Source organism: Rhizobium sp. A22-96, from assembly GCF_053521805.1.
The window spans coordinates 1222138-1245263 of record NZ_JBNWDQ010000001.1; the positions used below are offsets into that span (position 1 = coordinate 1222138).

General features: G+C 59.3%; 20 protein-coding genes. 11 read left to right on the forward strand and 9 right to left on the reverse strand.

All coding sequences use genetic code 11. The features are described 5' to 3' along the window. Window positions 1-34: 34 nt before the first annotated feature. Window positions 35-493, reverse strand: a complete 459-nt coding sequence (locus tag ACQZ6F_RS05460) for a hypothetical protein (protein ID WP_449092961.1) — start codon at window positions 491-493, stop codon at window positions 35-37. Window positions 494-579: 86 nt separating this feature from the next. On the opposite strand from ACQZ6F_RS05460, the gene ACQZ6F_RS05465 reads away from it, so the two are divergent. The 4 genes from ACQZ6F_RS05465 to ACQZ6F_RS05480 all read left to right on the forward strand — a co-directional run bounded on the left by ACQZ6F_RS05465 (window position 580) and on the right by ACQZ6F_RS05480 (window position 5790). After that, window positions 580-1299, forward strand: coding sequence for a CDP-diacylglycerol diphosphatase (locus ACQZ6F_RS05465; RefSeq protein ID WP_449092962.1), 720 nt, complete (start codon window positions 580-582; stop codon window positions 1297-1299). 292 nt (window positions 1300-1591) lie between these two features. Further along, window positions 1592-2053, forward strand: coding sequence for a (2Fe-2S)-binding protein (locus tag ACQZ6F_RS05470; protein WP_077470176.1), 462 nt, complete (start codon window positions 1592-1594; stop codon window positions 2051-2053). Then, window positions 2050-4314 carry a molybdopterin cofactor-binding domain-containing protein gene (locus ACQZ6F_RS05475; RefSeq protein WP_449092963.1) on the forward strand — a complete coding sequence of 755 codons (2265 nt, stop codon included), beginning with the start codon at window positions 2050-2052 and terminating at the stop codon, window positions 4312-4314. The genes ACQZ6F_RS05470 and ACQZ6F_RS05475 overlap by 4 nt, the downstream gene beginning before the upstream one ends. A 126-nt stretch (window positions 4315-4440) precedes the next feature. After that, on the forward strand, window positions 4441-5790 hold the full coding sequence (locus tag ACQZ6F_RS05480) for a c-type cytochrome (RefSeq protein WP_449092964.1): 1350 nt from the start codon (window positions 4441-4443) through the stop codon (window positions 5788-5790). 139 nt (window positions 5791-5929) lie between these two features. Here the strand turns inward: ACQZ6F_RS05480 and ACQZ6F_RS05485 are convergent, their stop codons facing one another. Both ACQZ6F_RS05485 and ACQZ6F_RS05490 read right to left on the reverse strand, forming a co-directional pair. Continuing rightward, window positions 5930-7420, reverse strand: coding sequence for an ATP-binding protein (locus ACQZ6F_RS05485; protein WP_449092965.1), 1491 nt, complete (start codon window positions 7418-7420; stop codon window positions 5930-5932). Beyond that, window positions 7417-8142 carry a response regulator gene (locus ACQZ6F_RS05490; protein WP_449092966.1) on the reverse strand — a complete coding sequence of 242 codons (726 nt, stop codon included), beginning with the start codon at window positions 8140-8142 and terminating at the stop codon, window positions 7417-7419. The genes ACQZ6F_RS05485 and ACQZ6F_RS05490 overlap by 4 nt, the downstream gene beginning before the upstream one ends. 804 nt (window positions 8143-8946) lie before the next feature. On the opposite strand from ACQZ6F_RS05490, the gene ACQZ6F_RS05495 reads away from it, so the two are divergent. The 6 genes from ACQZ6F_RS05495 to ACQZ6F_RS05520 all read left to right on the forward strand — a co-directional run bounded on the left by ACQZ6F_RS05495 (window position 8947) and on the right by ACQZ6F_RS05520 (window position 16243). Next, complete coding sequence (locus ACQZ6F_RS05495; RefSeq protein WP_449092967.1) at window positions 8947-9525, forward strand: flavodoxin; 579 nt, start codon at window positions 8947-8949, stop codon at window positions 9523-9525. Window positions 9526-10230: 705 nt separating this feature from the next. Next, entirely contained in the window at window positions 10231-11751 is a 1521-nt protein-coding gene (locus tag ACQZ6F_RS05500) for an ABC transporter substrate-binding protein (RefSeq protein WP_449092968.1), read from the forward strand. A gap of 20 nt (window positions 11752-11771) precedes the next feature. Further along, window positions 11772-12713, forward strand: coding sequence for an ABC transporter permease (locus ACQZ6F_RS05505; RefSeq protein ID WP_077470362.1), 942 nt, complete (start codon window positions 11772-11774; stop codon window positions 12711-12713). Continuing rightward, window positions 12710-13570, forward strand: coding sequence for an ABC transporter permease (locus ACQZ6F_RS05510; RefSeq protein ID WP_068395528.1), 861 nt, complete (start codon window positions 12710-12712; stop codon window positions 13568-13570). The genes ACQZ6F_RS05505 and ACQZ6F_RS05510 overlap by 4 nt, the downstream gene beginning before the upstream one ends. A 2-nt stretch (window positions 13571-13572) precedes the next feature. Beyond that, window positions 13573-15384 (forward strand): ABC transporter ATP-binding protein, encoded by a 1812-nt coding sequence (locus tag ACQZ6F_RS05515; protein ID WP_449092969.1) that lies wholly within the window; start codon window positions 13573-13575, stop codon window positions 15382-15384. 211 nt (window positions 15385-15595) lie between these two features. After that, window positions 15596-16243: a hypothetical protein gene (locus ACQZ6F_RS05520; RefSeq protein WP_449092970.1), complete on the forward strand. Its 648-nt coding sequence runs from the start codon at window positions 15596-15598 to the stop codon at window positions 16241-16243. Window positions 16244-16290: 47 nt separating this feature from the next. Here the strand turns inward: ACQZ6F_RS05520 and ACQZ6F_RS05525 are convergent, their stop codons facing one another. The 3 genes from ACQZ6F_RS05525 to ACQZ6F_RS05535 all read right to left on the reverse strand — a co-directional run bounded on the left by ACQZ6F_RS05525 (window position 16291) and on the right by ACQZ6F_RS05535 (window position 19552). After that, window positions 16291-17478 carry an arabinose transporter gene (locus ACQZ6F_RS05525; protein WP_449092971.1) on the reverse strand — a complete coding sequence of 396 codons (1188 nt, stop codon included), beginning with the start codon at window positions 17476-17478 and terminating at the stop codon, window positions 16291-16293. 196 nt (window positions 17479-17674) lie between these two features. Beyond that, window positions 17675-18307 carry a TetR family transcriptional regulator gene (locus ACQZ6F_RS05530; protein WP_449092972.1) on the reverse strand — a complete coding sequence of 211 codons (633 nt, stop codon included), beginning with the start codon at window positions 18305-18307 and terminating at the stop codon, window positions 17675-17677. 384 nt (window positions 18308-18691) lie between these two features. Then, window positions 18692-19552, reverse strand: coding sequence for a WcbI family polysaccharide biosynthesis putative acetyltransferase (locus ACQZ6F_RS05535; RefSeq protein WP_077470360.1), 861 nt, complete (start codon window positions 19550-19552; stop codon window positions 18692-18694). A gap of 709 nt (window positions 19553-20261) precedes the next feature. On the opposite strand from ACQZ6F_RS05535, the gene ACQZ6F_RS05540 reads away from it, so the two are divergent. Then, window positions 20262-20939, forward strand: a complete 678-nt coding sequence (locus ACQZ6F_RS05540; RefSeq protein ID WP_449092973.1) for an O-methyltransferase — start codon at window positions 20262-20264, stop codon at window positions 20937-20939. Window positions 20940-21016: 77 nt separating this feature from the next. Here the strand turns inward: ACQZ6F_RS05540 and ACQZ6F_RS05545 are convergent, their stop codons facing one another. From ACQZ6F_RS05545 to ACQZ6F_RS05555, 3 genes are all read right to left on the reverse strand, one after another. Continuing rightward, window positions 21017-21646, reverse strand: a complete 630-nt coding sequence (locus ACQZ6F_RS05545; RefSeq protein WP_077470162.1) for a ParB-like protein — start codon at window positions 21644-21646, stop codon at window positions 21017-21019. A gap of 113 nt (window positions 21647-21759) precedes the next feature. After that, window positions 21760-21927: a hypothetical protein gene (locus tag ACQZ6F_RS05550; protein ID WP_449096325.1), complete on the reverse strand. Its 168-nt coding sequence runs from the start codon at window positions 21925-21927 to the stop codon at window positions 21760-21762. Window positions 21928-22191: 264 nt separating this feature from the next. Further along, complete coding sequence (locus tag ACQZ6F_RS05555) at window positions 22192-22965, reverse strand: phosphatase PAP2 family protein (RefSeq protein ID WP_449092975.1); 774 nt, start codon at window positions 22963-22965, stop codon at window positions 22192-22194. Window positions 22966-23126 lie beyond the last annotated feature (161 nt).

Consider the following 23126-nt stretch of genomic DNA (forward strand, 5'->3'; position numbering starts at 1 on the left):
ATTCGTTACGGATATGAGGACAACAGCCCAGCAGTTAGCCGTTCTGGTCGCCGCTATTTTCGGCGCTCGGCTCCTGTTCTTTTTCTTTCAGCACGTCGGTCAGTTTATTGACGCCCTCAAAGCCCGCGACCGCAGCCGCTGCTTTCGTCAGGAAACCCGCATTCGGGTCGACAGCATCAACGGCATCTTCCGCTGCGACGGCACCCGCTACTTCTTCAATCAGTTTTCCGATACCCATTTTAAGCTCCTGATGATTTTGCTCCGCGGCAGGATTGCGGCGATCGAGCATTGCGAACACCTCGTCGCAGGCATCTGAAGGATCACGGGACTGGATACGGTCGCGACCTTTCAATCCCGGAGCGAGGCATGGTTTCCCCGGCCCCTGCCATTTAGGCAACCAAACTGAAGGCGGCATTAGGCGACGATGAAGCGAAACTGATATCCGCATCTTTGCGGCGCCGATCCCGGCATTGGCTTGGGCTTTCGCCATCATGCCGTCATAACGACCTCACACGCTGACGTTATGTTTCAGCTAATTTCGAGGAATGCCCAAGCTGTTCGAACAAGGGAATTTCGTGCATGACATTGCCCCGCCGCGTCACGGCTCTTGCCGTATCCTTTCTTCCCCTTCTCTTTGCCCCTGCCTTTGCCGATTCCGATGTCCTGTGGAAAATCGTGCATGACAAGTGCGTCGTGCAAACCGCTCCATGCCTCTCGGTCAACACCACAGAACATTATGCCATATTGAAGGACCTGAGAGGCATCGCCCAAACTCTCCTCATCCCCACAGACAAGATCACCGGCATGGAAAGCCCGGCCCTCCTCGACCCCGCGACACACAACTTTTTCGCCGATGCCTGGGCTGAGCATGGCGATGTCGACGCCCGATTGCCGCATGCCGTCCCGCGCGACGGGATGAGCCTTGCCGTCAATGCAGAACAAGCCCGCTCACAGAACCAGCTACACATCCACATGGACTGCCTGAGCGCCGATGCTCGCGCGGCCTTGAAGGCAGATGCCGATCATATCGGAACCGAATGGGCGCCCCTTCCCGATACCGTCGCCGGCCATCAGTTTGCAGCTCTGCGCGTCAAGGGCGAGACATTGGGCGATTTCAATCCCTTCACGGCACTTGCCAAGACGCTGAAGGACCCGGCAAAGGAAATGGGCGACCATAATCTCGTCGTTGTCGGCGCCGACTTCACCGATGGCCCCGGCTTCATCGTGCTGACAGACGTCGCCCGGCCCGGCATGGGTGGAGAGGATGTGCAGGATCACAGCTGCACGATCATGCGTTAAACCGGTCAAATATTGACCTTGTCACAGCGGCTAGTCGCCGTTCTCGGTCATTGCGGGTTCGGCCAGGCCGGACCCGCAATGACCGATGAAACGGAGCCGAGCCCCCGACTTATGAATCAGACAGCTAAATCCTATCGAGATTCACACTCTAGTGTTTCTGACGAAGCCGCTTCAGTGTTATAGTCCCGGCTTGTGAGCCTGAGCCTAGCGTCATCCGCTTGTTGAGCATTCAGATCATCGAACAGCGCCTGACATTGAGGGTTCGCAATCAAAAAGCCTCAGGAGACGCTTGATGAATCTTCAGATCAACAGCCATTCCTACCAAGTCACGTCCGACGGCGACACGCCGCTTCTCTGGATCATTCGCGACGAACTCGGCCTGACCGGAACCAAATATGGTTGCGGGCTGGCGCAATGCGGCGCCTGTTCGGTCCTGGTCGACGGAGAAGTGGTGCGCTCATGCGTGACGCCACTCGATAGCGTCGTCGGGCGCCAGATCACCACGATCGAGGCGCTTGAGAACGACCCGATCGGCAAGCGGGTGGTCACTGCCTGGGTGAAGCACCAGGTTCCCCAATGCGGGTACTGTCAATCGGGGCAGGTCGTCGCCGCGACCGCGCTCCTGAAGCAAAGCCCCAATCCATCCGACGAAGAGATCGCCGCGGCGATGATCAACCTCTGTCGATGCGGGACTTACAATGCGATCAAGGCGGCCGTCAAAGACCTTTCCTCCAAAGAAGGAGAGACGCTATGACCGAGCCCAGCCCGAATTTTGTTCCTGAGGATGAATTCCCGACCGGGTCTCCGATCAACATCTCACGCCGTGGCTTTCTTCTCGCTTCCGCTGGAGCTGCCGTAGGTGCCTTCGTGCTCGGCTTCGGCGTCCCGGTCGGTACCGCGAGAGCACAGCAGGCCGCGGCCACGATGCCGCCGGGCACGCGCGTCCCCGCATTTCTGGAAATCCGCCCCGACAATACGGTGCGTTTCATGAGCCCCTTCGTCGAAGGCGGCCAGGGCGTTTTCACGGCGATGGCCCAGATCGTCGGTGAAGAGCTCGATGTCGATCCGAAAATGTTCGTCGTCGAAAACGCGCCGACGGGCAACGATTATCTGGTGGTGTATGGCAAGATGCGCATCACCGGCGGCAGCATGTCGGTGCGCACGAGCTACCAGACCATGCGCAAGCTCGGCGCGCTGGCGCGCAACATGATCCTGCAGGCAGCCGCCAAGCGCCTGGATGCGCCGATCGGCGAACTGACGACGGAGCCGGGCCGCGTAATCCATGCTGCTTCCGGACGCTCCCTTGCCTATGGCGATGTTGCAGCGGAGGCGTTAGATCTTCCCGTGCCGGACCCCGCCAGCGTTACCCTCAGGGATCCGAGCCAGTTCCGCTGGATCGGCAAGCCGGTCGAACGCCTGGATGTCTACGACAAGTCAACTGGCAAGGCGATCTACGCGATTGATTGCAAGGTCGACGGCATGCTGCATGCCGCGGTCCAGCATGCTCCGCGCCTCGGCCTGATCGTGGGACGGATCCGCAATGAGGACCAGCTCCGCGCAATGCCTGGCGTTCATTCCGTCCATAATCTGCAAGGCGCTGTTGGCGTGGTTGCCGAGCGGTGGTGGAATGCGAAGCGCGCGGCCGAAGCGGCCCAGGTCGATTGGAAAGAGCCTGGCCCGGATGCCAATCCGGCGTTTCGCCAGATGCCGGCGGACTTCTCGACTACGGCCTTCAGCGATCGGCTGGCAAACGAGCCGGGTCCCGGCAAGGATGCGGAGAATGTCGGCGATACCGCCGGGGTTCTCTCGGGCGCAAAGACCGTCGTCTCGGCCACCTACAAGAGCCAGTATGTGCATCACGCACAATTGGAGCCACCCTCCACCTTGGCACGCTTCAACCCGGACGGCTCTCTGGAAGTCTGGATGCCCAATCAGGCGCCGGAGCAATTCCAGGCTGATATTGCCAAGCTGACCGGCCTCGACGGATCGAAAGTCACGGTCCACAGCCCGCTTCTCGGTGGCTTTTTCGGGCGGCATTTTCTCTACCCTTCCGCCAATCCCTATCCGCAGGCCATCCAGCTTGCCAAGGCGGTCGGGCGTCCGGTCAAGCTCATCTGGAGCCGCGAGGAGGAGTTCCTGCGCGATCCGCTGCGCCCGATGGCCGCTGTCCGCTTCCGGGGCGCGCTCGACGCCTCCGGCATGCCAATTGCTCTTGAAGCCATCAGCGCCTGCGAAGGTCCGACCGAGGGCGTTTTCGGCCATAAAGAAGATTCGCTGGATCCGACGGCGCTGGAGGGATTGACCGGCAAATCCTATGCCATCCCGAACTACCGCATCGCGCAGATCTATGTGAAAAACCCGACGATGCTTGCCTATTGGCGTTCGGTCGGCAATTCCATGAATGACTTCTTTTATGAGACATTCCTGGATGAACTGGCTGACAAGGGCGGGCAGGACCCCTACGAACTGCGCGCCAAGCTGCTGGCGAAAAATGAGCGGCTGAGCAAGCTGCTGAAAGCGGTCGGCGATCTCTCCGGCGGCTGGAAGCGAGGGCCGTTCACCGCCGAAGACGGCACGCGTCGTGCGCGCGGCGTCGCCATGGCATCTCCCTTCGGCAGCCACACGGCGGCGATTACCGAAGTCTCCATCCACAACGGACAGGTCGTCGTGCACGATGTCTGGGAGGCCATCGACCCCGGCAGCATCGTCAATCCGGCGATCATCGAAGCGCAGATCAATTCGGCCTCGGCCCTTGGATTGTCGCAGGTGCTGATGGAGGAAGCGGTCTACAAGAACGGCGAGCCTGTGGCGCGAAACTACGATCTCTATCCGATCCTGCCACCCGACCGCATGGCGCGCGTGCATGTTCGCATCGTCGAAAGCGGAGCAGAGATGGGCGGCATCGGCGAACCGGGGCTTCCCGCCATTCCCCCGGCGGTGGCAAACGCGGTTTCCACGCTGACCGGCAAGCGAATACGCAGCATGCCGCTCTCCAACTACACCTTTGAAAGCTAAGGCGCGGCTAACGCTGCGCCTGGCACAGTTTCGGCTCCCGGTCCTCTCTTGGCCCGAGAGCCGGCGTGCTTGGCTCCCTTTATGGCCGAATACGAAATCCTGAAGCAAAGACATGAGGGCACACCCTTGAGGAAATTTCTTCTGGTCCTTCTCTTGATCGTCGTACTTGTCGCTGGCGGCCTTACCTGGTTCGTCACCCGCAAGCCGGCATCTCCCTTCGACAACATCGCCGAGGCGCAAGCTCCATCGGAGCAGTTGCTTCAACAAGGCGAATATGTCGCTCGCCTGGGTGACTGCGTTGCCTGCCACAGCACGCCGAAAAGCGCTCCCTTTTCCGGAGGCCTGGAGATGGGGACGCCGCTCGGCTCCATCTTCACCACGAACATAACGCCGGACAAGGAAACCGGCATCGGCAACTATACGCTCGCCGATTTCGACCGAGCCGTTCGCCACGGCGTGGCGCGTGATGGGCAGCGCCTTTATCCGGCGATGCCCTATCCCTCCTACGTGAAGATGAGCGACGACGACATTCGCGCGCTCTATGCCTATTTCATGAACCGGGTCGAGCCGGTGCATCAGGCGAGCAAGCCCTCGGACATCAAATGGCCGCTCAACATGCGCTGGCCGCTCGCACTCTGGAACGCTGTTTTCACCGAGCCAGGAACCTATCAGCCCAAGACTGCCGGCGATGAGCGCTGGAATCGCGGCGCCTATCTCGTCCAGGGACCGGGACACTGCGGCAGCTGTCATACGCCGCGCGCCATAACCATGGCGGAAAAGGCGCTTGATGAGAGCAGCCCGCTCTACCTTTCCGGCGCTCTTCTCGACGGCTGGTACGCTCCGAGCCTACGCGCCGATCCGAATACCGGCCTCGGACGGTGGAGCGAAGAGGATATCTACGCCTTCCTCAAGAACGGCAGGAACGAGCATGGTGTCGTCTTCGGCTCCATGGCAGATGCCTTCAACAATTCGACGCAGTTCATGAGCGATGACGACTTGAGGGCGATCAGCCACTATCTGAAGTCATTGCCCGGCGACCCCGCCCGCGACGGGACGCCCTGGCAATATGTCGAGGTCGCGGCAAACAGCGCGGCCATGCCTGCCGGGCAACAGAACTCCGGCGCGCAGACATTCATGGCCAAATGCAGCTTCTGTCATGGCATTGACGGTCGCGGAAAGGCGCCATGGATTCCGCCGCTCGCCGGTTCGACCTCATCGCTTGCGAAGGAAAACGCCTCGCAGATCAACGTGACCCTGAATGGGTCTGGCCGTGTCGTGGCGAGTGGCATTCCGGACGCCTACCGCATGCCTCCGTTCAGGCAGCAGCTTTCCGATCAGCAGGTCGCCGATGTCCTGACTTTCGTGCGGTCGTCTTGGGGCAATCACGGCGGACCAGTCGTCGCCGACGATGTGAAAGCCTTGCGAGCACACACCGATCCGGCAAGCAGCAGCCCCATCGTACTGCAGATGCGATAGACGATGTTGGACCGAAAGGATCGTGCGGACGTTCGGCCTGGAGCATTTCCAGGAAAAACGCGCAGCGATTTTGCGTCCGGAAGTGCGTAACAACAAAGAGCTAGAGCGCTTTCGCGATTCGAAGAAAAGCGAAAATGCTCTAGCTTTCCTGTTCCGCCAGCTTGGGCGATCGCCTTTTTCTTCGGCTCGCCCGCGAGGAGGCCTGCACATGGCCTTCCTGTGGCAGCGAGATGATGGCCTTGAGGCCTGGATTGTTCGGCTGCAGGAGAATATCGCCGCCATGCTGGCGCGCAACTGCCCGGGCGATCGAAAGACCAAGGCCGACACCACCCGTGTCCCGGTTCCTCGATGTTTCAAGCCGAAAGAACGGCACGAAGACCTTTTCCTTCATATCCTCGGGGATTCCAGGCCCATTGTCTTCGATAATGATGTCGATGGCAGCGCTCGAATGGCAGATATAGATCTTCGCATGGCCGCCGTAGCGCACGGCATTTTCTGCAAGATTGCGAACGGCGCGGCGCAGCCCGTCGGGCCGGCACCGATAGGTCGTCTTCGGTCCTTCGATGTATTCCACGGGCAAGCCAAGATCCGCAAGGTCGTCACAGATACTGCCGACAAGTGCCTCCAGCTCGATGGCGCGCGTCTCCTCGGTGGTGGATTCACCGCGCGCAAAGGAGATAGCCGCCTCGGTCATGCCTTGAAGCTCGTCGATGGTCGCCAGCATCTTCTGCTGCACATCGGCGTCCTTAACGAATTCGGCCCGCAACCTCAGCGAGGTAAGCGGCGTCCTGAGATCGTGGCCGATCGCGGCCAGCATTCTGGTGCGATCATCAACGAAGCGATGAAGACGCTGCTGCATCTTGTTGAACGCCTCGGCGGTGCGCCTGATGTCGTCTGGCCCCTCTTCAGGCAGTGGCGGAAGGTTTTCGCCCCGCCCCAAGGCTTCCGCGGAGACCGCGAGACGCCGCAATGGACGTGCAATGCGACTGGCAATGAAGACACCGATAAGCGACAGGATCAGCGCGGTGATAGCCAGGGACGTCAGCGACTTCGAATCCCACCATCCGTCCCCGATATTCTTATAGAAAGCCGTGTTCAGCCATACGCCGTCGTTGAGCCTGATGGCCAAGCCGTAGCCGTTGTGATCGTCAAAGTAGACGAACTTGGCCGGCCGCGGCAGGCTCCATAGAACCAGCGGCGGAGTGACCCAGTTCTCGGATGCGTTTGCCGTCGTCACCTCTGAGAAGCTCAGACGCTCCGTAACGGAATTCGAGCGCAGACCGTATTTCCTGCCGAGATCGATAAAATTCTCGATCGGACGCGTAAGCTCCGTTGCCGCGCGCCCGCGCCATGCATTCGCATCGATCGGCTCTTCCTTGGAGAGCCAGAACCGGGAATAACTGGTTTCACTCGCCAGAAGAGCCTGCTCGCGCAGTGGTACCGGCATGGATTCCATCAGCCGTGTCATCGAGGCACACCTGCTGAAGAACTCCCCCTTCATGGCAGCATGTAGCGCCTTGGTGCGTTCATCCCAGGAAATCATGAATGTCAGAGCCTGCGAGACCACAAGGGCAAGCAGGGTAAATCCGATCAGCTGAGCCGCAAGGCTCCTCCTCCACCAATAGATCATTCGAACCCCACATCCACCGACAGGCTGTAGCCGCCGCCCCAATGCGTTTTGATGACCGAGGGGTTCTTCGGATCGGGTTCGATTTTCTTGCGCAACCGGCTCACTTGATTGTCGATGCTTCTATCGAAAATATCAGCCGTCCTCCCGACGGTCAGATCGAGAAGCTGCTCGCGGCTGAGGACCATGCCGGGACGTTCGAGGAAGACCTTCAGAAGCCGGAATTCCGCTGTGCTCAACGGTACGCCGACGCCATCGTCCCCGGAAAGCTCCTGCCGCCCCATATTGATGCGCCAATGACCGACGCGCACGACCTTCGCCTTCTTCAATGTTTCCCGCTGCTGCTGCGGCAGGCTGTTTGCCCGGCGCAGGACGGCCCTGATCCTGGCCAGAAGCTCACGCGGATTGAACGGCTTCACCAGATAATCGTCGGCGCCGAGTTCAAGGCCGATGATGCGGTCGGTATCCTCTGTCATGGCAGTGAGAAAGATGATCGGAATCTCCGTCGTCGCGCGCAGATGGCGACAGACGGAAAGCCCATCCTCGCCGGGCATCATGATATCCAGAACAACAAGGTCCACGCCGTTGCGCTCGAGGATTCGCCGCAGGGCGGCGCCGCTGTCTGCCACGCTTATCCTGTAACCATGCTGCTCAAGATATTGGCCGACAAGGTCTCTTATGTCCGCATGGTCATCGACGACTGCGATATGTGCTGCTTTTTGCATGGGCCATTTCCAGGGTATTGATTCACCTTACAGAAGCCCAATCCGGCTCGCATCGAAAAAAGTGTATCAAAGTTTCACAACGACCGAGCAGTTGTAACCGGTGGATACCGAGCTCCGTCGGACCACCAGATTGCGCCTCAGTTGTCGTAAAAATATGCCGCGCACCACCAAATACATATCATGCTGTCGCAGCTTTGTCGCAGCCGGCAAACCTTCGCATGAGGCGGCGTAGCAGGGGCGATCCACCGATATGAGGATGACGGAAGTCGCGCGGTCCCTTGCAGAGCAGGTTGCCCCATCTCCACGGAAGACTGGCGCTGCTATCACAGGCCTGGCTGCATGCTGATGGCGCATACAACCGCCGCGCGGCGACACGCGCTTACATCTTCGGCACAAAGCTGAGACATGCTCCGCCTATCCTGCTTTTCGAGATTCACTCGCTTGGTCGACAATGTCGAACCCAACTGGAGGATATGGAATTGGCTATGGAGCTATCGCAAATCGCAACGTTACGTCGGGTGCTGGAAGCCTTCTGCTCTCACCATGAGCTGACATTTTCCGATCCACCAGCGATCTCCGCCGCACGGGAGCTGATGAGATTTGCTGACGAGGGTGAAAACGACCCCGTTGTTCTGGCACGGCGTCTCGAAGAGGTCATGCGCGCTGCGCATCACCGCCGGCCACCGGCGCAAAGGACGATGCCATTCAGCAGCGCCTCGGCCCCAAGGCAATAGATTGCGCGTGACGGATACGGATCAAACGCACTTGTCTCATCGAAGCCACTTGAGAAAAGAGAGCAAGCCGATGCAACTTTCTCGCCGCACCATGCTCACCTCGATTGTGGCAGTCGCCACTGCCCCCAAATGGAGCTTTGCCGCCGAGGCGCCAAGGACACTGGTCGTCTATTACTCCTATATGGGCCACACGAAATCCGTTGCCGAAAAGATACGGACGCTCGTCGGCGGCGGCCTTTTCGAGATCCCGATGGCACATCCTTACCCTCTCGACCTGCAGCGCATGGCGGCGCAGTCGAAATACGAACTCGAAACCGGCGAGCTTCCGCCATTGCTGGGTGATCTCCCCAGCGCATCGGACTATGATCTGATCCTGGTCGGTGGGCCGGTCTGGTGGAACACCGTCGCTCCACCGGTGATGAGCTTTCTTGAGAAAACGGACTTCATGGGACGGAAGGTCGGCCTCTTCGGCACATATGCACTCGCTCCCGCCCGCTACGAGAGAAGTTTCGCAGCGCAAACGCGCAATGCGGTCATCCTGTCGAGCCTGATGATCAGCGAATTCGATGTCGAGGAGCGGCGCGCCGACAGCGCCATATCCTCCTGGGCCTCCCAGGGCATGTCGAAAGAAGGCCCACAGGCTCTGTAAGTCCTTGGAGGCACCCCAGCACTTGGGCTGGTAAGAGCGATTTCCCATCTCACCTCCTGCGCGTCCACCGATAAAACGCACTCTCCCGCCGTTGGGTCACTACCAGCGGGACGCCGGTCGCTAGAATATCGGCCAGAGGCCGCTTGCCTCTATCGCGTCCCAGCCATCCGATTTTCCCACCACTTTGCCGAAAGCCGGCGGATTAGAAATGGTTTTCAGACACGTACCGCATGGTTGATTTCGAACCCGCGCGACATAAGGATCGCGTGTGGAGCGATGCTCCGCTGCCGCGGCGGCGCCCAGCAGATCTGCAGCCATGCCCCTAATTTACGGGCACTCCGATCCATGAAAATCCGTGTGTAAAACTGGTGATTTACGAAAATAATTTACATAGAAATGGGCGCGAGAATGAAAAACCGTTGACAAGACCGGTTGTCATGTCGTTATTAAGAAAAAAAATTACATTACTAAATATGAACGGGTGAACACGCAGTAGCGGACCTTCCGAAAATCAACCGGGTCTGAATGCTGCCCATATTCGATCACCATGAGCCGACGGAACATCGCGGCGACATGCGAGCAGCGGCCAACGCCTTAGCGAACCGCCATGCCTTGAACCTGACATCCGACCGGATGAAAGCCGGCTGGATGCATGCTGATTGACAAGAGCGACGGCCCTGAAGGGGCGGCTGACAATAAAAGGGGATGATGATGAAAAGCGCATTGGTTCTGATCACATTGGCGATGCTCGCCGGTACCAGTAATCTGGCGATCGCCCAGACCTCGGACGGCGTTCTGACCGTCGCCACCATCGGTGAATTGCCCACCCTCGATGCCATGCAGACCCCGACCGATATCGTGCTTACGGTCGACCAGCACATTTTCGAGACGCTTTACACATATGATGCGCAATGGAAGTCCGTTCCACTACTTGCGGCTGCCCAGCCGACGATTTCCGAAGATGGCCTCACCTACCGCATTCCGCTTCGCGAAGGCGTCAAGTTCCATGACGGCAGCAATTTCGGCTCCAAGGATGTCGTTGCCTCGCTGAAGCGCTGGATGAACGTCAACTCCAAGGGCAAGCAGGTCGCCACCATCGTTGACAGCCTGACGGCGGATGGTGATCACGCCGTGGTCTTCAAGTTGAAGTCGCGCTATGCGCCGCTGCTCGCTACCCTTTCGCAGTCCTCGATTATCATGCCCGCCGCCAAGGTTGCCGATACACTTACCGATTTCATCGGCACCGGCCCCTACATGCTCAAGGAACGCAAGCCGGACCAATATACGCAGCTGGTACGCTTCGATGGCTACAAGTCGCCAGAGGGTGAGCCGAACAACTATGCCGGCAAGCGCGAAGCTGTCGCCAAGGAAATCCGCTTCGTGCCGGTGCCGGACGCCAATACCCGCGTCGAAGGCCTGATTTCCGGGCAGTTCGATTTTGCCGACTCCCTGCCCGTCAGCGCCTATGACCGCATCGAAAAGAGCGGCAATGCCAAGCCCGTTATCTTCGAGAATACCGGCTGGGTGTCGCTCAACATGAACATGAAGCAGGGCCTGCTGACCAAGAAGCCGCTGCGCCAGGCCGTGCAGGCAGCGCTGAACTCTTCCGACATGATGCTCGCCGCCTTCAACGACCAGCGCTTCTTCAGCGTCGATGGCGCCTTCTTCCCGAAGGGATCCTTCTGGCACACCGATGCCGGCATCGTCCGTTACGGCGATGGCGATCCCGACACGGCGGCGAAGCTGCTGAAGGATGCCGGATATGACGGCACGCCGATCCGGCTTCTGACCAGCCGCCAGTATGAATTCCACTACAAGATCGGCGAGGTCGCCAAGGCCTATCTGGAGGCTGCCGGCTTCAAGGTCGACATGCAGGTCGTCGATTGGGCAACGCTGACGACCCGCCGCGCAGATCCGAAGGAATGGGATATCTTCATTACCCACTCCAACTTCCCCGGCGATCCGACAACGATCAACACGATCACGGACAGCTATCCCGGCTGGTATGTCTCTGACCAGAAGGCCAAGGCTGTCTCGACCTACATGGACGCGACGAGCGACGACGCGAAGCAGAAGGCGTGGGCAGGCATCCAGACCGTCATTTACGATGATGCGCCTCTCTACAAGGTCGGCAACTTCAACGCTCTTTCGGGTATTTCCGCATCGGTCACCGGCTATACGCCGACCTATTGGCCGCATTTCTGGAACGTCACCCCGAAGAAGTAAGGCTAAGGCACATGGCAAAGATCGCCCAGGCGCTTTTGCGACGTCTTGGAGGCATGGTGATCGTGCTCGCGCTTGTCGTGACGGTCGTCTTCATCATCGTCCGGGTCACCCCGGGCGATCCGGCTGCCGTCATGCTGGGCGCTGACGCCACGCCGCAGGACATCGCACAATTGCGAGCCAAGATGGGGCTCGATGCACCGCTGCTCGTTCAATACGGTCAGTTCGTGCTTGGCCTGTTCAAGGGCGACCTCGGGCAATCGATCTTTCTCAACCAGCCCGTCACGCAGGCGCTGGCGGCCCGCGCCGAGCCGACCTTCTTCCTGACGCTGTTTTCCATTCTGATCGCCACGGCGATTGCGCTTCCCGTCGGGATCATCTCGGCGGTGAAGCGGGGAACGATCTTCGATCAGATCGTCGTCGTCCTCACCATGGTCGCGGCGAGCGTTCCGAGCTTCTGGCTCGGCCTGATGCTGATCCAGATCCTGGCCGTTGGCCAGGGCTGGTTTCCGGCTTCAGGCTATGGCGGCCCGGATACCGACTTCCTCGAGCGTCTGCACCATCTCGTCCTGCCGGCGATCACTCTGGGCGTCGTCAATTCGGCGATGATCACGCGCTTCACCCGCGCTGCCATGCTCGACGTACTCGGCGACGACTATGTGCGCACAGCCCGCGCCAAGGGAGCGAGCGAAGGCCGCGTCATCCTGAAGCATGCCCTCAAAAATGCGATGATCCCGATCATCACCGTCATCGGCCTCTCCGTCGCCATGCTTGTCGCAGGCGCTGTCGTGACCGAGACCGTCTTCGGTCTGCCCGGCGTCGGCAATCTCGTCGTCTCCGCCGTTCTGCGGCGCGACTATCCGGTGATTCAGGGCGCGCTTCTGGTGGTCGCGGCCATCTATGTGCTCATCAATTTCATTGTCGACATGCTCTACATTCTCGTCGATCCGAGGGTGCGCCTATGACGCTCGGCTCCTTCACACTTCCCTTCGCTTCGAGCCTGCGGCGCCTGTTCGGCAACCGCGCGATGCTGTTCGGTGCGATCATTCTGCTCATCGTCATCGTAGCGGCCATCCTGGCGCCCTGGATCGCCCCTTACGCGCCGAACAAGCTTTCGATCATCAACAAGCTGAAGGCCCCGTCGGCAGCCCATATCTTCGGCACCGACGAATTTGGGCGTGATATCTTCTCCCGCGCGATCTTCGCGGGCCGCATCTCGCTGCTGGTCAGCCTCGGTGTCGTCTGCATCTCCACCCTGCTCGGCGTATTCCTCGGCGTCATCGCCGGATATTTCCGCAGGCTGGACGCGCCGATCTCGCGGCTGCTCGATGCGATGATGTCCTTCCCGGACATTCTCCTCGCCATCGCGCTCGTGGCGGCGCTCGGGCCATCGCTTGTCACGGTCATCCTGGCGCTCGGCATTACCTATGCACCACGTCTTGCCCGCATCGTTCGAGGCTCGACCCTGGTTCTCAGAGAACTGCCCTATATCGAAGCCGCTATCTCGATGGGCCTGCCGACCTGGCAGATCCTCGGCCGCCATGTCCTGCTCAACCTCGCATCACCCATTCTGGTGCAGGCAACCTTCGTCTTCGCCTCGGCGATGCTTGCGGAAGCGAGCCTTTCCTTCCTCGGCGTCGGCGTCTCCTCCGACATGCCGACCTGGGGAACCATGCTCGCTTCCGGCCGTGAATTCATGAACAACGCACCCTGGCTCATGGTCTTCCCCGGCCTCGCCATCGTCTTCTCGGTGCTGTCGCTGCAATTGCTCGGCGATGGCCTGCGCGATCTGGTCGATCCGCGCCTGGCAAAGGAGAGCTGATCATGGCTGACACGATCCAACCGGTTCTCTCGATCGAAAATCTGACGACCTCCTTCAAGACGGCCGAAGGCTGGCGCGCGGTCATCCGCAACATCAACCTGCAGGTCTCCGCCGGAGAAACCGTCGCCATCGTCGGTGAGTCCGGCTCGGGCAAAAGCGTGACGGCGCTGTCGACCATGCGCCTACTGCCTCCGGGCAAGGCGCGCTGCGACGGCAAGATCCTGCTTTTGGGCAAGGATCTTCTCGCTGTTTCGGAAGCCGAGATGCGTTCGGTTCGCGGCGGCTCCATCGGCATGATCTTCCAGGAGCCGATGACTTCGCTCAATCCGGTCTTCACGATAGGCAACCAGATCGCCGAAGCGCTGGTGCTGCACCAGAACCTCTCCTGGAAGGCGGCCGAGGCCGAAGCCTTGCGGCTGATGGAGCGCGTGCGCATTCCGGCGGCAAAGTCGCGGCTCAACGAATATCCGCATAAATTCTCCGGCGGCATGCGCCAGCGCGTGATGATCGCCATGGCGCTCGCCTGCCGACCAAAACTCCTGATCGCCGACGAGCCGACGACGGCGCTCGACGTCACCATCCAAGCCGAAATCCTCCACCTCATCCGCGAGCTGCAGCGCGAAGAGAATATGGCCGTCCTCTTCATCACCCATGACATGGGCGTGGTGGCGGAAGTGGCCGACGGCACAGTCGTCATGTTCCGCGGCGACATGGTCGAGACCGGTATCACGACGGATATTTTTGCGGCACCGAAGGAAATCTACACGAAGTCGCTTCTGGCCTCGATCCCGCGCCTCGGCACCATGGGCGAGACGGAATCTCCAAGGCGCTTTCCGGAGGTCGACGCCAAGACCGGCGAGGCCACGGAAGGCCGCGAGATGAAGCCGGTGGCGCAGAGCATCGCGCCGATCCTAAAAGTGGACAATCTCGCCGTGCGCTTCGATCTGCCGAACGGCCGCGTTCACGCCGTCGAAGACGTTTCCTTCGATCTTCGCCCTGGCGAAACACTCTCGCTCGTCGGCGAATCCGGCTGCGGAAAATCCACGACCGGGCGCACGATCATGCGCCTCATCGAGGCGACGGCCGGCTCCGTTGCCATCGACGGCAAGGACGTGACCAAGGCGGGAGCCAAGGAACTGCGGACCATGCGCCGCATGGCGCAGATCATTTTCCAGGATCCTTTCGCCTCGCTCAATCCACGCATGACGGTCGGCGCCGCCATCATCGAGCCCATGCTGTCGCATAAGCTCATGGGCCGGCGAGAAGCCAAGGATCGTGTCGCCGAACTGCTCGATCAGGTCGGCCTGTCGGCCACTGTCGCCAGCCGTTACCCGCATGAATTTTCCGGTGGCCAACGGCAGCGCATCTCCATCGCCCGGGCGCTGGCCCTCAACCCGAGATTCATCATCGCCGACGAGGCCGTCTCGGCCCTCGACGTTTCCGTCAAGGCGCAGGTCTCGAACCTGCTGCTCGACCTGCAGGACAAGCACGGTCTGGCCTATCTCTTCATCTCGCACGACATGGCTGTCGTCGAACGCATGAGCCATCGCGTCGCCGTGATGTATCTGGGCGAGATCGTCGAGATCGGCCCGCGTGCCGCCATTTTCGACAATCCGCAGCATCCCTATACCCGCCGCCTGATTTCGGCCGTGCCGATCCCCGACCCCACGCGGCGCGGCATGCAACCGCAAGCCCAGCGCGAAGAAATCAAAAGCGCGATCCGGCCCCACGACTATGTGCCGCCGAAGCGAAGCTATCAGGAAGTATCATCAGGCCATTTTGTACAGGATACGGCTGCGACCTGGACTGGTTGAGCCTCGACAAAGGACTGCCCTGCAGACATCTCTACCCGCATCTCATTGATGATCAGCCCTCCGGATACAACGCAGGGTCTGCAAATCTAGCCTCGTGCAAGCCAGAGAAGATATGGCTTGCACCGGGATGGCGCATGCGTCCTCTCGGGATTTGGGGGCCTACGCCAAACGAGCACTGATGTGCCATTGGCGCAGATCAGGAGATATCGGCATGGTGAACAGCATCAATTCGCTGCGGCTTTACAACACGCAGCTCGCTTTACGGACGCTGCGCGTTGGGAACGCCGTTGACGACGACACATCGCAAATAACGAGATCGACGAGCCTGCTCTCAGGCGGTTCTTCCAGTTCGGTCCATTCCAACAGCAAACTCAACACCCTCCTGGAGGGTTTGCAGCGACACAATGGCACGACGAAAACCACGACGACGCCGACCGCTGCGAAGGTAACCAACGACATCACATCGAGCGATTTCATGAAGGCCCTCACTGCGAAGCTGAAGGCCTCTGTCAACGATCCCGTCAACGGCAAACAGGCACAGGCGATGCTGACCGCCCTCAAGAACGGTACCCTGTCCGTGTCCGACCCGACCAAGGGCGTCGAGATCGATGCCTGGAACCCGGATGACAAGACCAGCAAGGCCGCCAAACCTGAAAAGATCGCAACCGATAACTGGAACGAGTTTCTGAAGGACCATCTGAAGCGAAGCGACAAGGGAAGCTTCACACGGACGGGCGACGGAAGCTACGTCGACAAGCCGACCGGGCAAAATGCCTTCTTCGGCAATCTCAACGGCAAATATTATTACGTAACCTGGCCAGCCGAGGTCACTATCAGCGTAAAGCCAGTATCAGCATGAGGTGAACCGGATGGCCCCCGGCCAGGCGGCGGGGACCATGTTTTCACTCAACTGAACGCCGTCGCCCGCGCTCGCAGCAGGGAGAGGGCGATCAGCAGGCCAGCCGATGCGGCAACCGTGCCGATCAGGAAGACGCTGTCATATCCGGCCCGGTCGGCCAGCAATCCCACCAAGGGGCCAGTCAGTCCGTAGGCAAGATCCTGGAAAGCCGAGAAACCGCCCAGAGCCGTGCCGCGCAGATTTGGCTCGACAAGACGCACGACCTCGCGCCCCATCGACGGATAGACCAGCGAGCATCCGAGACCCGTCAAAAACGCGCCGACCAGGGCAAGCATCGGATCTGTCGCGTTCCAGATCAGGAATTGCCCGACGATCTCGACAGCAAGCGATCCGGCTGCGACTGGAAGCCCGCCAATGCGATCCGGCAAATGTCCAAAGAGCAACCGCACCAGAACGAAACCGCAGCCGAAGGCCGTTAGCCCCAGCCCGGCATAGTTCCAGCCACGGTCGATAAAGTAGAGCGTGAAGAAGGCCCCGATCGCGGCAAAGCCTATGCCCTGAAGGCATACGATCGACCCGTGCAGCCAGATCTTGCCGACCACGCTCCAGAATGGCGGGCGCTCGGCGCCTGGATGGGCAGCAACGCCTGGAAGCCGCCAGATCGCCAATAGCCCGAGGCAGGGCAGGACGGCACCGATTGCCATGGAGCCGGCAAATCCAAACCGGTCGAGCAATACCAGCCCGACCGGAGCGCCAACGGCAAGGGCGCCGTAGATGGCCGCGCCGACCAAGGCCAGCACCTTACCCGAGCGCGCAGGCCCGACGAAGCCTATCCCCCAGGCAATAACCCCGACGGCAACCAGGCTTTCGCCCAGCCCCAGAAGCAGCCGGCCGGCAATAAGAAGCAGATAGGATGTCAACGGTGTTGGGATCAGCAGGCCGGCGCCCAGTGAGGTCAGCCCTCCTGCTGCATAGAAGGCCAGCCCGCGCACCACCGCCACCTTGGCGCCGTGCTGGTCCGACAGGCTGCCGGCATAGCCCCGCGTCACGATGGTCGCAAGAAAGGCGATGCCGACCCCGAGCCCGGCCCAGCCATTGCCGAGCCCAAGTTTCCCGGTGACATAGATCGGCACGATCGGAAGCGACATGCCGACACAAAGATAGGAAATGAAGAGAATGGCGCTCAGCAGCAGCAGGCGGCCGTGCGCCGGATCACGTATCGATTGGAAAGCCATGATGATCTCCAGGCTTTACTCGATCGGCGGAGGCACAAAAAAACGCACTCCGACCGACGAGGGTCGTTGAGTGCGTTGCTTGACGTCAAACGCTTACGGCCAGAATGACTGGCTGGTTTTTCCCATAGGCGCTTGCCGAGCGGGTGTCAACATGACCGCTGTCGCCGCAACGAAGGGCCATGCCTGGAACATAGCCCTATTCGCGTTTGAGGCTTTCGAGATAGGCGCAAAACATATCCGCCATCGCATCCGCATAGGCGTCGATCTCGGCTTGAGTTCGCGGCGTCTCCGAAAATTGCTTTCCGACGGTAGCAAGCGTCGTCGTGATCAAATCCGCCGCCAGAGCACGGGTTTCCCCGGACACGTCAGGCAAAGCCTCCTGCATGAAACGCAGGACGGTAACGTCACCCGATGCCTTCGCCTCATGGGCCTCCGGCGCATCGCGATAAAGGGGGGCCGCGTCGCTCAAAGCTACGCGCATTGCAGCCTCGTCGCATTCGGAGCGGATGAAGGAATGAACAAGGGCGCGCAGCCGTTCGAGCGGCGGCCTTCCGTGATCCTCAAGGATATCGCGCAGCAGGTCCGTCGTCTGCCGCCATTCATCGCTTTGCAGTCGGAAGAGGATTGCCGCCTTGTTCGGGAAATATTGATAGACCGAGCCAACGCTGACGCCGGCCTTCTCCGCTACACGCGCCGTCGTGAAACGTTGAGCCCCCTCTTTCGCCAGAACCTGAGCCGCCGCCTGCAAGATCGCGGCAACGAGTTCCGTCGAGCGTGCCTGCTTCGGCAGCTTTCGCGAAGAAATCTGGGCTCTTGGGCGATCGGTCATGTCGGCAACTGGCGATGCGAGTGGTGAAATTGACGAATTAGTCGCATTCTGAGTGCAACACAAGCATGCAGCCAGGCACGAAGCGACAAAGAGGTCTATCGTTACGACCGAGGTGGAGTACCCTGCATGCCAATCATCCAGGAAGGCTCCGGGCCGTCGGGATCGAGACCGTGAATACCGAAGAATGCAACAACCAGGAAGTGCGATCGGCCATCGAATCCGGCTCCCTGGTCAGCACGCTGCCATGAGTGACGACGATCTTGCCTTTCTTCTAAAATGACAATTTGAAGGGCTTCGAAACCTTGGGAGAACGGAAAGCAGTGGCGGCAACCCCGATCGCAGGCCATGCCGAGACGGACGTCAGCTGTAGATTGGTTCGACGGGCTATGCGGCCACGGTTGCTTCGACTATGGCCGCTTTAACCTTGGCGTAGCTCTTCTGAAACGGGGGGGCCGCAACAATGGAGCCTGGAGGGTGCTCAGCATAAGCCGCGAAACTCAATTCTATGAATTTCTCCAGCGATATCAGGCGATATTCTCCTGCAACCTTGAAAAGGTAGGAACCATTGACGCCCAGAGCTTCGCCGATTTCCGGATAAATTGGATAACAGGGGCCGTTCACCAGGTTATCGAGCGGCAACACTCTACCCTCCCGAGTGTCGACGCCGAGATGCTGCATAAACATACGGGCTAAATCGTAGAGGCATTGGATTTTTGGATGGTTCAGCGAGTACATGAACGATTCAGTGCGCGACCATCGCCGAAAGGCCGAGGAGATATCCAGACCAAACTCAGAAAAGTCCTTCAATAGACGCGTGCGGCTCGCTTCCCATCTGTCGAAGAATCCGCATTTCTCGAAAACGTCTCTTCGAAATAGCTTGCGCGTTGCTTCGATGGACAGCCCGATATGATAAGCGGCCAACACGATCGTAGAGTGGTACACGCTCATTGGGCCGTCTACTTCAGCGCCTGAATGAGCGTAGCAGAGATCGGGGTGATAAGCGTCAAAACTGATAGACGGAAGAAGACTGAGATTTTGCGCGAGCGAGAAGTCGAAGTCCAAGCCTTTGAAGTATGGATGTATGATCATCCTGGAGTATGTCGGCAACGATTCCGCGAACTTGTCGACGTTGTGCATGAATATGTAATTGTCGACGGCGTCGATCGTAATGTCCGGATTAAGCAGCTGCATCGAATTGCCGACACCATATGTTTGGCAATTATAGACGAGGAGCCATTTCTCCATTTTTTCATTCCCGCCGGTTTGATCACGCGCGTTGGATGCCTTGATAAAGAGGGCTGCCTTGTAGTGGCAATCCATTTGGCGACAACGCTACCCAATTAACGACGGTTGACGGAGTCGCTCCAAATTGCTGTGAAACAGCCGAAACACGCCATGCCGTTCAGTCGCAAGGCGTTCCCTCTCTACCAATTCTCGATGCTGTACATGAAAATGGCCCGGCCGCGCTCATCCAGTATGGAATCGACATCACGGTTTTTCTAGTTGTCGCACTTCGGGCAGTGAAAGCACGTTATCTCTTCTTTGTGGGAGGAGAGCCGCTCGATACCGTCCGGCCATTTGGACCATACTTCCATGCGAACACACACTCGGCAAAAGGTTCTCGTGTTTCGCATGCCTCACCGGCCACCCGTCCAGCTATGAGAAGGTGACACTTCTATCCTCACCTTGACCACCTACATCGCCTTCGACCAAACCTGTTTCTGTTGCCATCTGATCTTGCGCGCTACAGATGGACCCTCTCCGAAATGCGAACGCTTTCCTCAAAACCCAGAGGAACGAGCTTCGTACCGCAATTCATAACGCGAAATTTTCCCATATATTTCAATCTCATACCCGACCGCTCGCGACACTTTTCAGCAACGCGAATAGAAAATGCGACGATTTATTCGTATTTTCGCTCCGAACCAAAAACCTTTTGGAAACGGAGACATTCATGACCACCCTGACGACTGCGCCGCTTGCATCATTGCTCGATCGCCTGTTCGAGGAAGCCGACGCAGCATCACCCGCAACAACGCCTTCGGTTGCCGCCTACTGGACCGGGCTTTCCTCCGAGGAGCGCGCGCGTCTTGTGCAGAGCAAGACCGACTACCTCGATTTCTACGCCCACATGAGGGACATCCCGCTCGCCATTTCGCGAGAGACCGGCGCATTGCTCTATATGCTGGCGCGAAGCACCCAAGCCCGGACGATCGTTGAATTCGGAACCTCTTTCGGCATCTCGACGCTCTACCTCGCGGCCGCGCTGCGGGATAATGGCGGCGGCCACTTGATCACCACGGAGTTCGAGCCCTCCAAGGTAGTGCGGGCACGCAACAATCTGACGGCCGGCGGCCTCATCGATCTGGTGGAAATCCGCGAAGGGGACGCACTGCAAACGTTGAGTGCTGACCTCCCCGAGGCTATCGACCTGCTGCTGCTCGATGGCGCCAAGGCGCTCTATCCAGACATCTTAAGCCTGGTCGAAAACCGCCTCAGGCCAGGTGCGCTGATCGTTGCTGATAATGCAGACTTCTGCCCGGAATATCTCGCACGGGTGCGCTCGTCCGAGAACGGTTACACCTCGACACCTTTCGCCGAGGACATCGAACTGTCCATGTGGCTCGGCTAACCGAGCATCCGCCTGTCGCGATTTATGAGATCGCCAAATTGCCTCCGCGTTTGGGCGAGAACGCGGGGCAGACAAGATTATTCTGGAACCGTACCGCACCAACCAGGCAGGTAATCCGCATCCCTGCTTTTGGCAAGCTTGAGCGCTTTTGCCAGCGATGCATCGAAATCCCGTTCAAGATCTTTCGGCTTCACACGGCGGCGCAGGAAATCCGCCCAGAGAAATTCGCTGAACGGCGTCGTATCTTTGGCGTAGCCGCCGACGTGCCGCAATTCGCCGGCCAAAGAACGGTAGGGATCGTCGACCAAACCCTTGATGCTTTTCGGAATATCCTCATAGCCACGCCGCTTTCCTTCCGCATCGAAGGGATGCATCCAGTCATGGCAATCCATGACGAACCAGAAGGAATCGCGATCAAGCCGGGAGAGATCGGCAACAGTCGTCACCAGCACGTCCTTCACGCCCTCCTCGTGGAGCGCGAGCGAAAGGTGATGGTGATCGATGACATAGTACCGGCCGCGTGGACCGCGTACGGCGGGTATCATGTGATTCCCGAGGAATTCACCCGCCTTGTCGCCGTCGGCCTCGGCCTTGGTGCGCCAAGCCTTTCGCTTGGCCCTGACCTCGCGCATGCCGACGGTGATCTGGGTGGGTCTTAGTTCTTCGATCGGAACGGGATGCAGGATCGGTTCGCGCACCGCAATCATCTGGAAATTCTCCGCGCAGGAAATCTCCCGGCAGACTAGCACAGCGGCCGAACGCGGCAAGGCCGCCAAGGGACATTATTTAGCGATAACAGATATATGCCTGATCTGCGCACTCAGGCGGCGGTCTTGTGAACAATCTTGAACTGCGAGCGCCGGTAAAAAGCCAGCATTTCCCGCTCGAAGCCTTCCATGGCAAGCACGATCCATGGTTCGTAATGGCTTCTGCGTGTGCGCCCTCGACTTTCAATGTCGGCGAAGCCGCCCAGCGCCCAATCTACCAACCCCATCCCGTCACTCTCACCCGAAAGACCCTACCCAAGCCCATGTATCGTCAGCCCACACCGAGCCTCGGTCCTACTTGGCGGGTGGGCCAGCGATAAATAGGTAACTCCTAAACGAAGAAAAGGTGAACAAACGTTGTATTAAGGCCTGTAATATGCGTTCGGTTGGCGGCGCCCTGTGTCCTGCCGGACACAATCTGCAAGTTCGATCGCCGACTACGGAGGGGGCTATGCGGGGGCGAACCTCTGCCCCGCATATGTCTATCAAGCTTGCCCGAACACCAGCCGAGCAAAGAAGCGGTCGATCGCCCTCGCATTGCCATCCACCCACCGCCAGATCCAGATCATGGCAAACATCGTCAGCAGCCAGCCAAGCATCACATCCGACAAGAAGTGGGCGCCGAAGATGACGCGGTTGAACGCAATGAACAGAAGGCAGGGTGTCAATATCGCCGCCGCAATCCATCTATGTTTTGCGGGCACGAAAACGAGCAGCGAAAAAGCGGCCGCAGCGGCGGCGGCTTCACCCGAAGGGAAGGAGCAATTACGCGCACATGCGGCGGAAAACTGCCATACCGGCGTGAAGTCCGCCGTGCCGCCGAATTCCACAAGCTCGCGAGGACGCACGCGTCCGATAACCACTTTCAATATTTGCACGATGACCAGCGGCCCCGCAGCAAAACTCAGGAGCACGAACAGGGGCTTGTGCGGAGGGCAAATGCGAAATCGCCCCGGCAGGAAGGCACGCAGCGCGATCAGAAGTGCCATGCCGGGAAGGAGATAGGTCTGGCTCTGGCGGCTGATGTCCCTCACTCCCTTCAGAAAAGGGTTCTCCATCAGCCAGAATACCCGTCCGTGGGCGAACAGGCGTGTCACCGCGAGATCGAGCATGGGGAAGACCACGAAAATGAAACTGGTCCACACGATCAACATACCGATGACGGCGAGACCTCCATCGGTATTTGCGTATGATTGAGACTGACGCAGGCGCGCTTCATTGGAGGTGGAACTCCAAGGATGCAATGCAAATTTCCACATGCCGTATCTCCCGAGGCTGGAATGGCGGCAAGGTGAGGCTCGATTGTCAAGAATTGGCGGAGATCGGATCAAGGCCGTGTTCAGATCCGGTCTCTAGACGGTCGGGAGGCTGTTTGGAAATTGCGGAAGTCGGTTTTGTTCGCGATAGTGCGATTCCAGCG

What these genes read in the sequence shown, in the direction of transcription:
- ACQZ6F_RS05460 (WP_449092961.1), bottom strand. Translation starts at nt 493, where the DNA reads ATGATGGCGAAAGCCCAAGCCAATGCCGGGATCGGCGCCGCAAAGATG.
- ACQZ6F_RS05465 (WP_449092962.1), top strand. Translation starts at nt 580, where the DNA reads ATGACATTGCCCCGCCGCGTCACGGCTCTTGCCGTATCCTTTCTTCCC.
- ACQZ6F_RS05470 (WP_077470176.1), top strand. Translation starts at nt 1,592, where the DNA reads ATGAATCTTCAGATCAACAGCCATTCCTACCAAGTCACGTCCGACGGC.
- ACQZ6F_RS05475 (WP_449092963.1), top strand. Translation starts at nt 2,050, where the DNA reads ATGACCGAGCCCAGCCCGAATTTTGTTCCTGAGGATGAATTCCCGACC.
- ACQZ6F_RS05485 (WP_449092965.1), bottom strand. Translation starts at nt 7,420, where the DNA reads ATGATCTATTGGTGGAGGAGGAGCCTTGCGGCTCAGCTGATCGGATTT.
- ACQZ6F_RS05490 (WP_449092966.1), bottom strand. Translation starts at nt 8,142, where the DNA reads ATGCAAAAAGCAGCACATATCGCAGTCGTCGATGACCATGCGGACATA.
- ACQZ6F_RS05495 (WP_449092967.1), top strand. Translation starts at nt 8,947, where the DNA reads ATGCAACTTTCTCGCCGCACCATGCTCACCTCGATTGTGGCAGTCGCC.
- ACQZ6F_RS05500 (WP_449092968.1), top strand. Translation starts at nt 10,231, where the DNA reads ATGATGATGAAAAGCGCATTGGTTCTGATCACATTGGCGATGCTCGCC.
- ACQZ6F_RS05510 (WP_068395528.1), top strand. Translation starts at nt 12,710, where the DNA reads ATGACGCTCGGCTCCTTCACACTTCCCTTCGCTTCGAGCCTGCGGCGC.
- ACQZ6F_RS05515 (WP_449092969.1), top strand. Translation starts at nt 13,573, where the DNA reads ATGGCTGACACGATCCAACCGGTTCTCTCGATCGAAAATCTGACGACC.
- ACQZ6F_RS05520 (WP_449092970.1), top strand. Translation starts at nt 15,596, where the DNA reads ATGGTGAACAGCATCAATTCGCTGCGGCTTTACAACACGCAGCTCGCT.
- ACQZ6F_RS05525 (WP_449092971.1), bottom strand. Translation starts at nt 17,478, where the DNA reads ATGGCTTTCCAATCGATACGTGATCCGGCGCACGGCCGCCTGCTGCTG.
- ACQZ6F_RS05530 (WP_449092972.1), bottom strand. Translation starts at nt 18,307, where the DNA reads ATGACCGATCGCCCAAGAGCCCAGATTTCTTCGCGAAAGCTGCCGAAG.
- ACQZ6F_RS05535 (WP_077470360.1), bottom strand. Translation starts at nt 19,552, where the DNA reads ATGGAGAAATGGCTCCTCGTCTATAATTGCCAAACATATGGTGTCGGC.
- ACQZ6F_RS05540 (WP_449092973.1), top strand. Translation starts at nt 20,262, where the DNA reads ATGACCACCCTGACGACTGCGCCGCTTGCATCATTGCTCGATCGCCTG.
- ACQZ6F_RS05545 (WP_077470162.1), bottom strand. Translation starts at nt 21,646, where the DNA reads ATGATTGCGGTGCGCGAACCGATCCTGCATCCCGTTCCGATCGAAGAA.
- ACQZ6F_RS05555 (WP_449092975.1), bottom strand. Translation starts at nt 22,965, where the DNA reads ATGTGGAAATTTGCATTGCATCCTTGGAGTTCCACCTCCAATGAAGCG.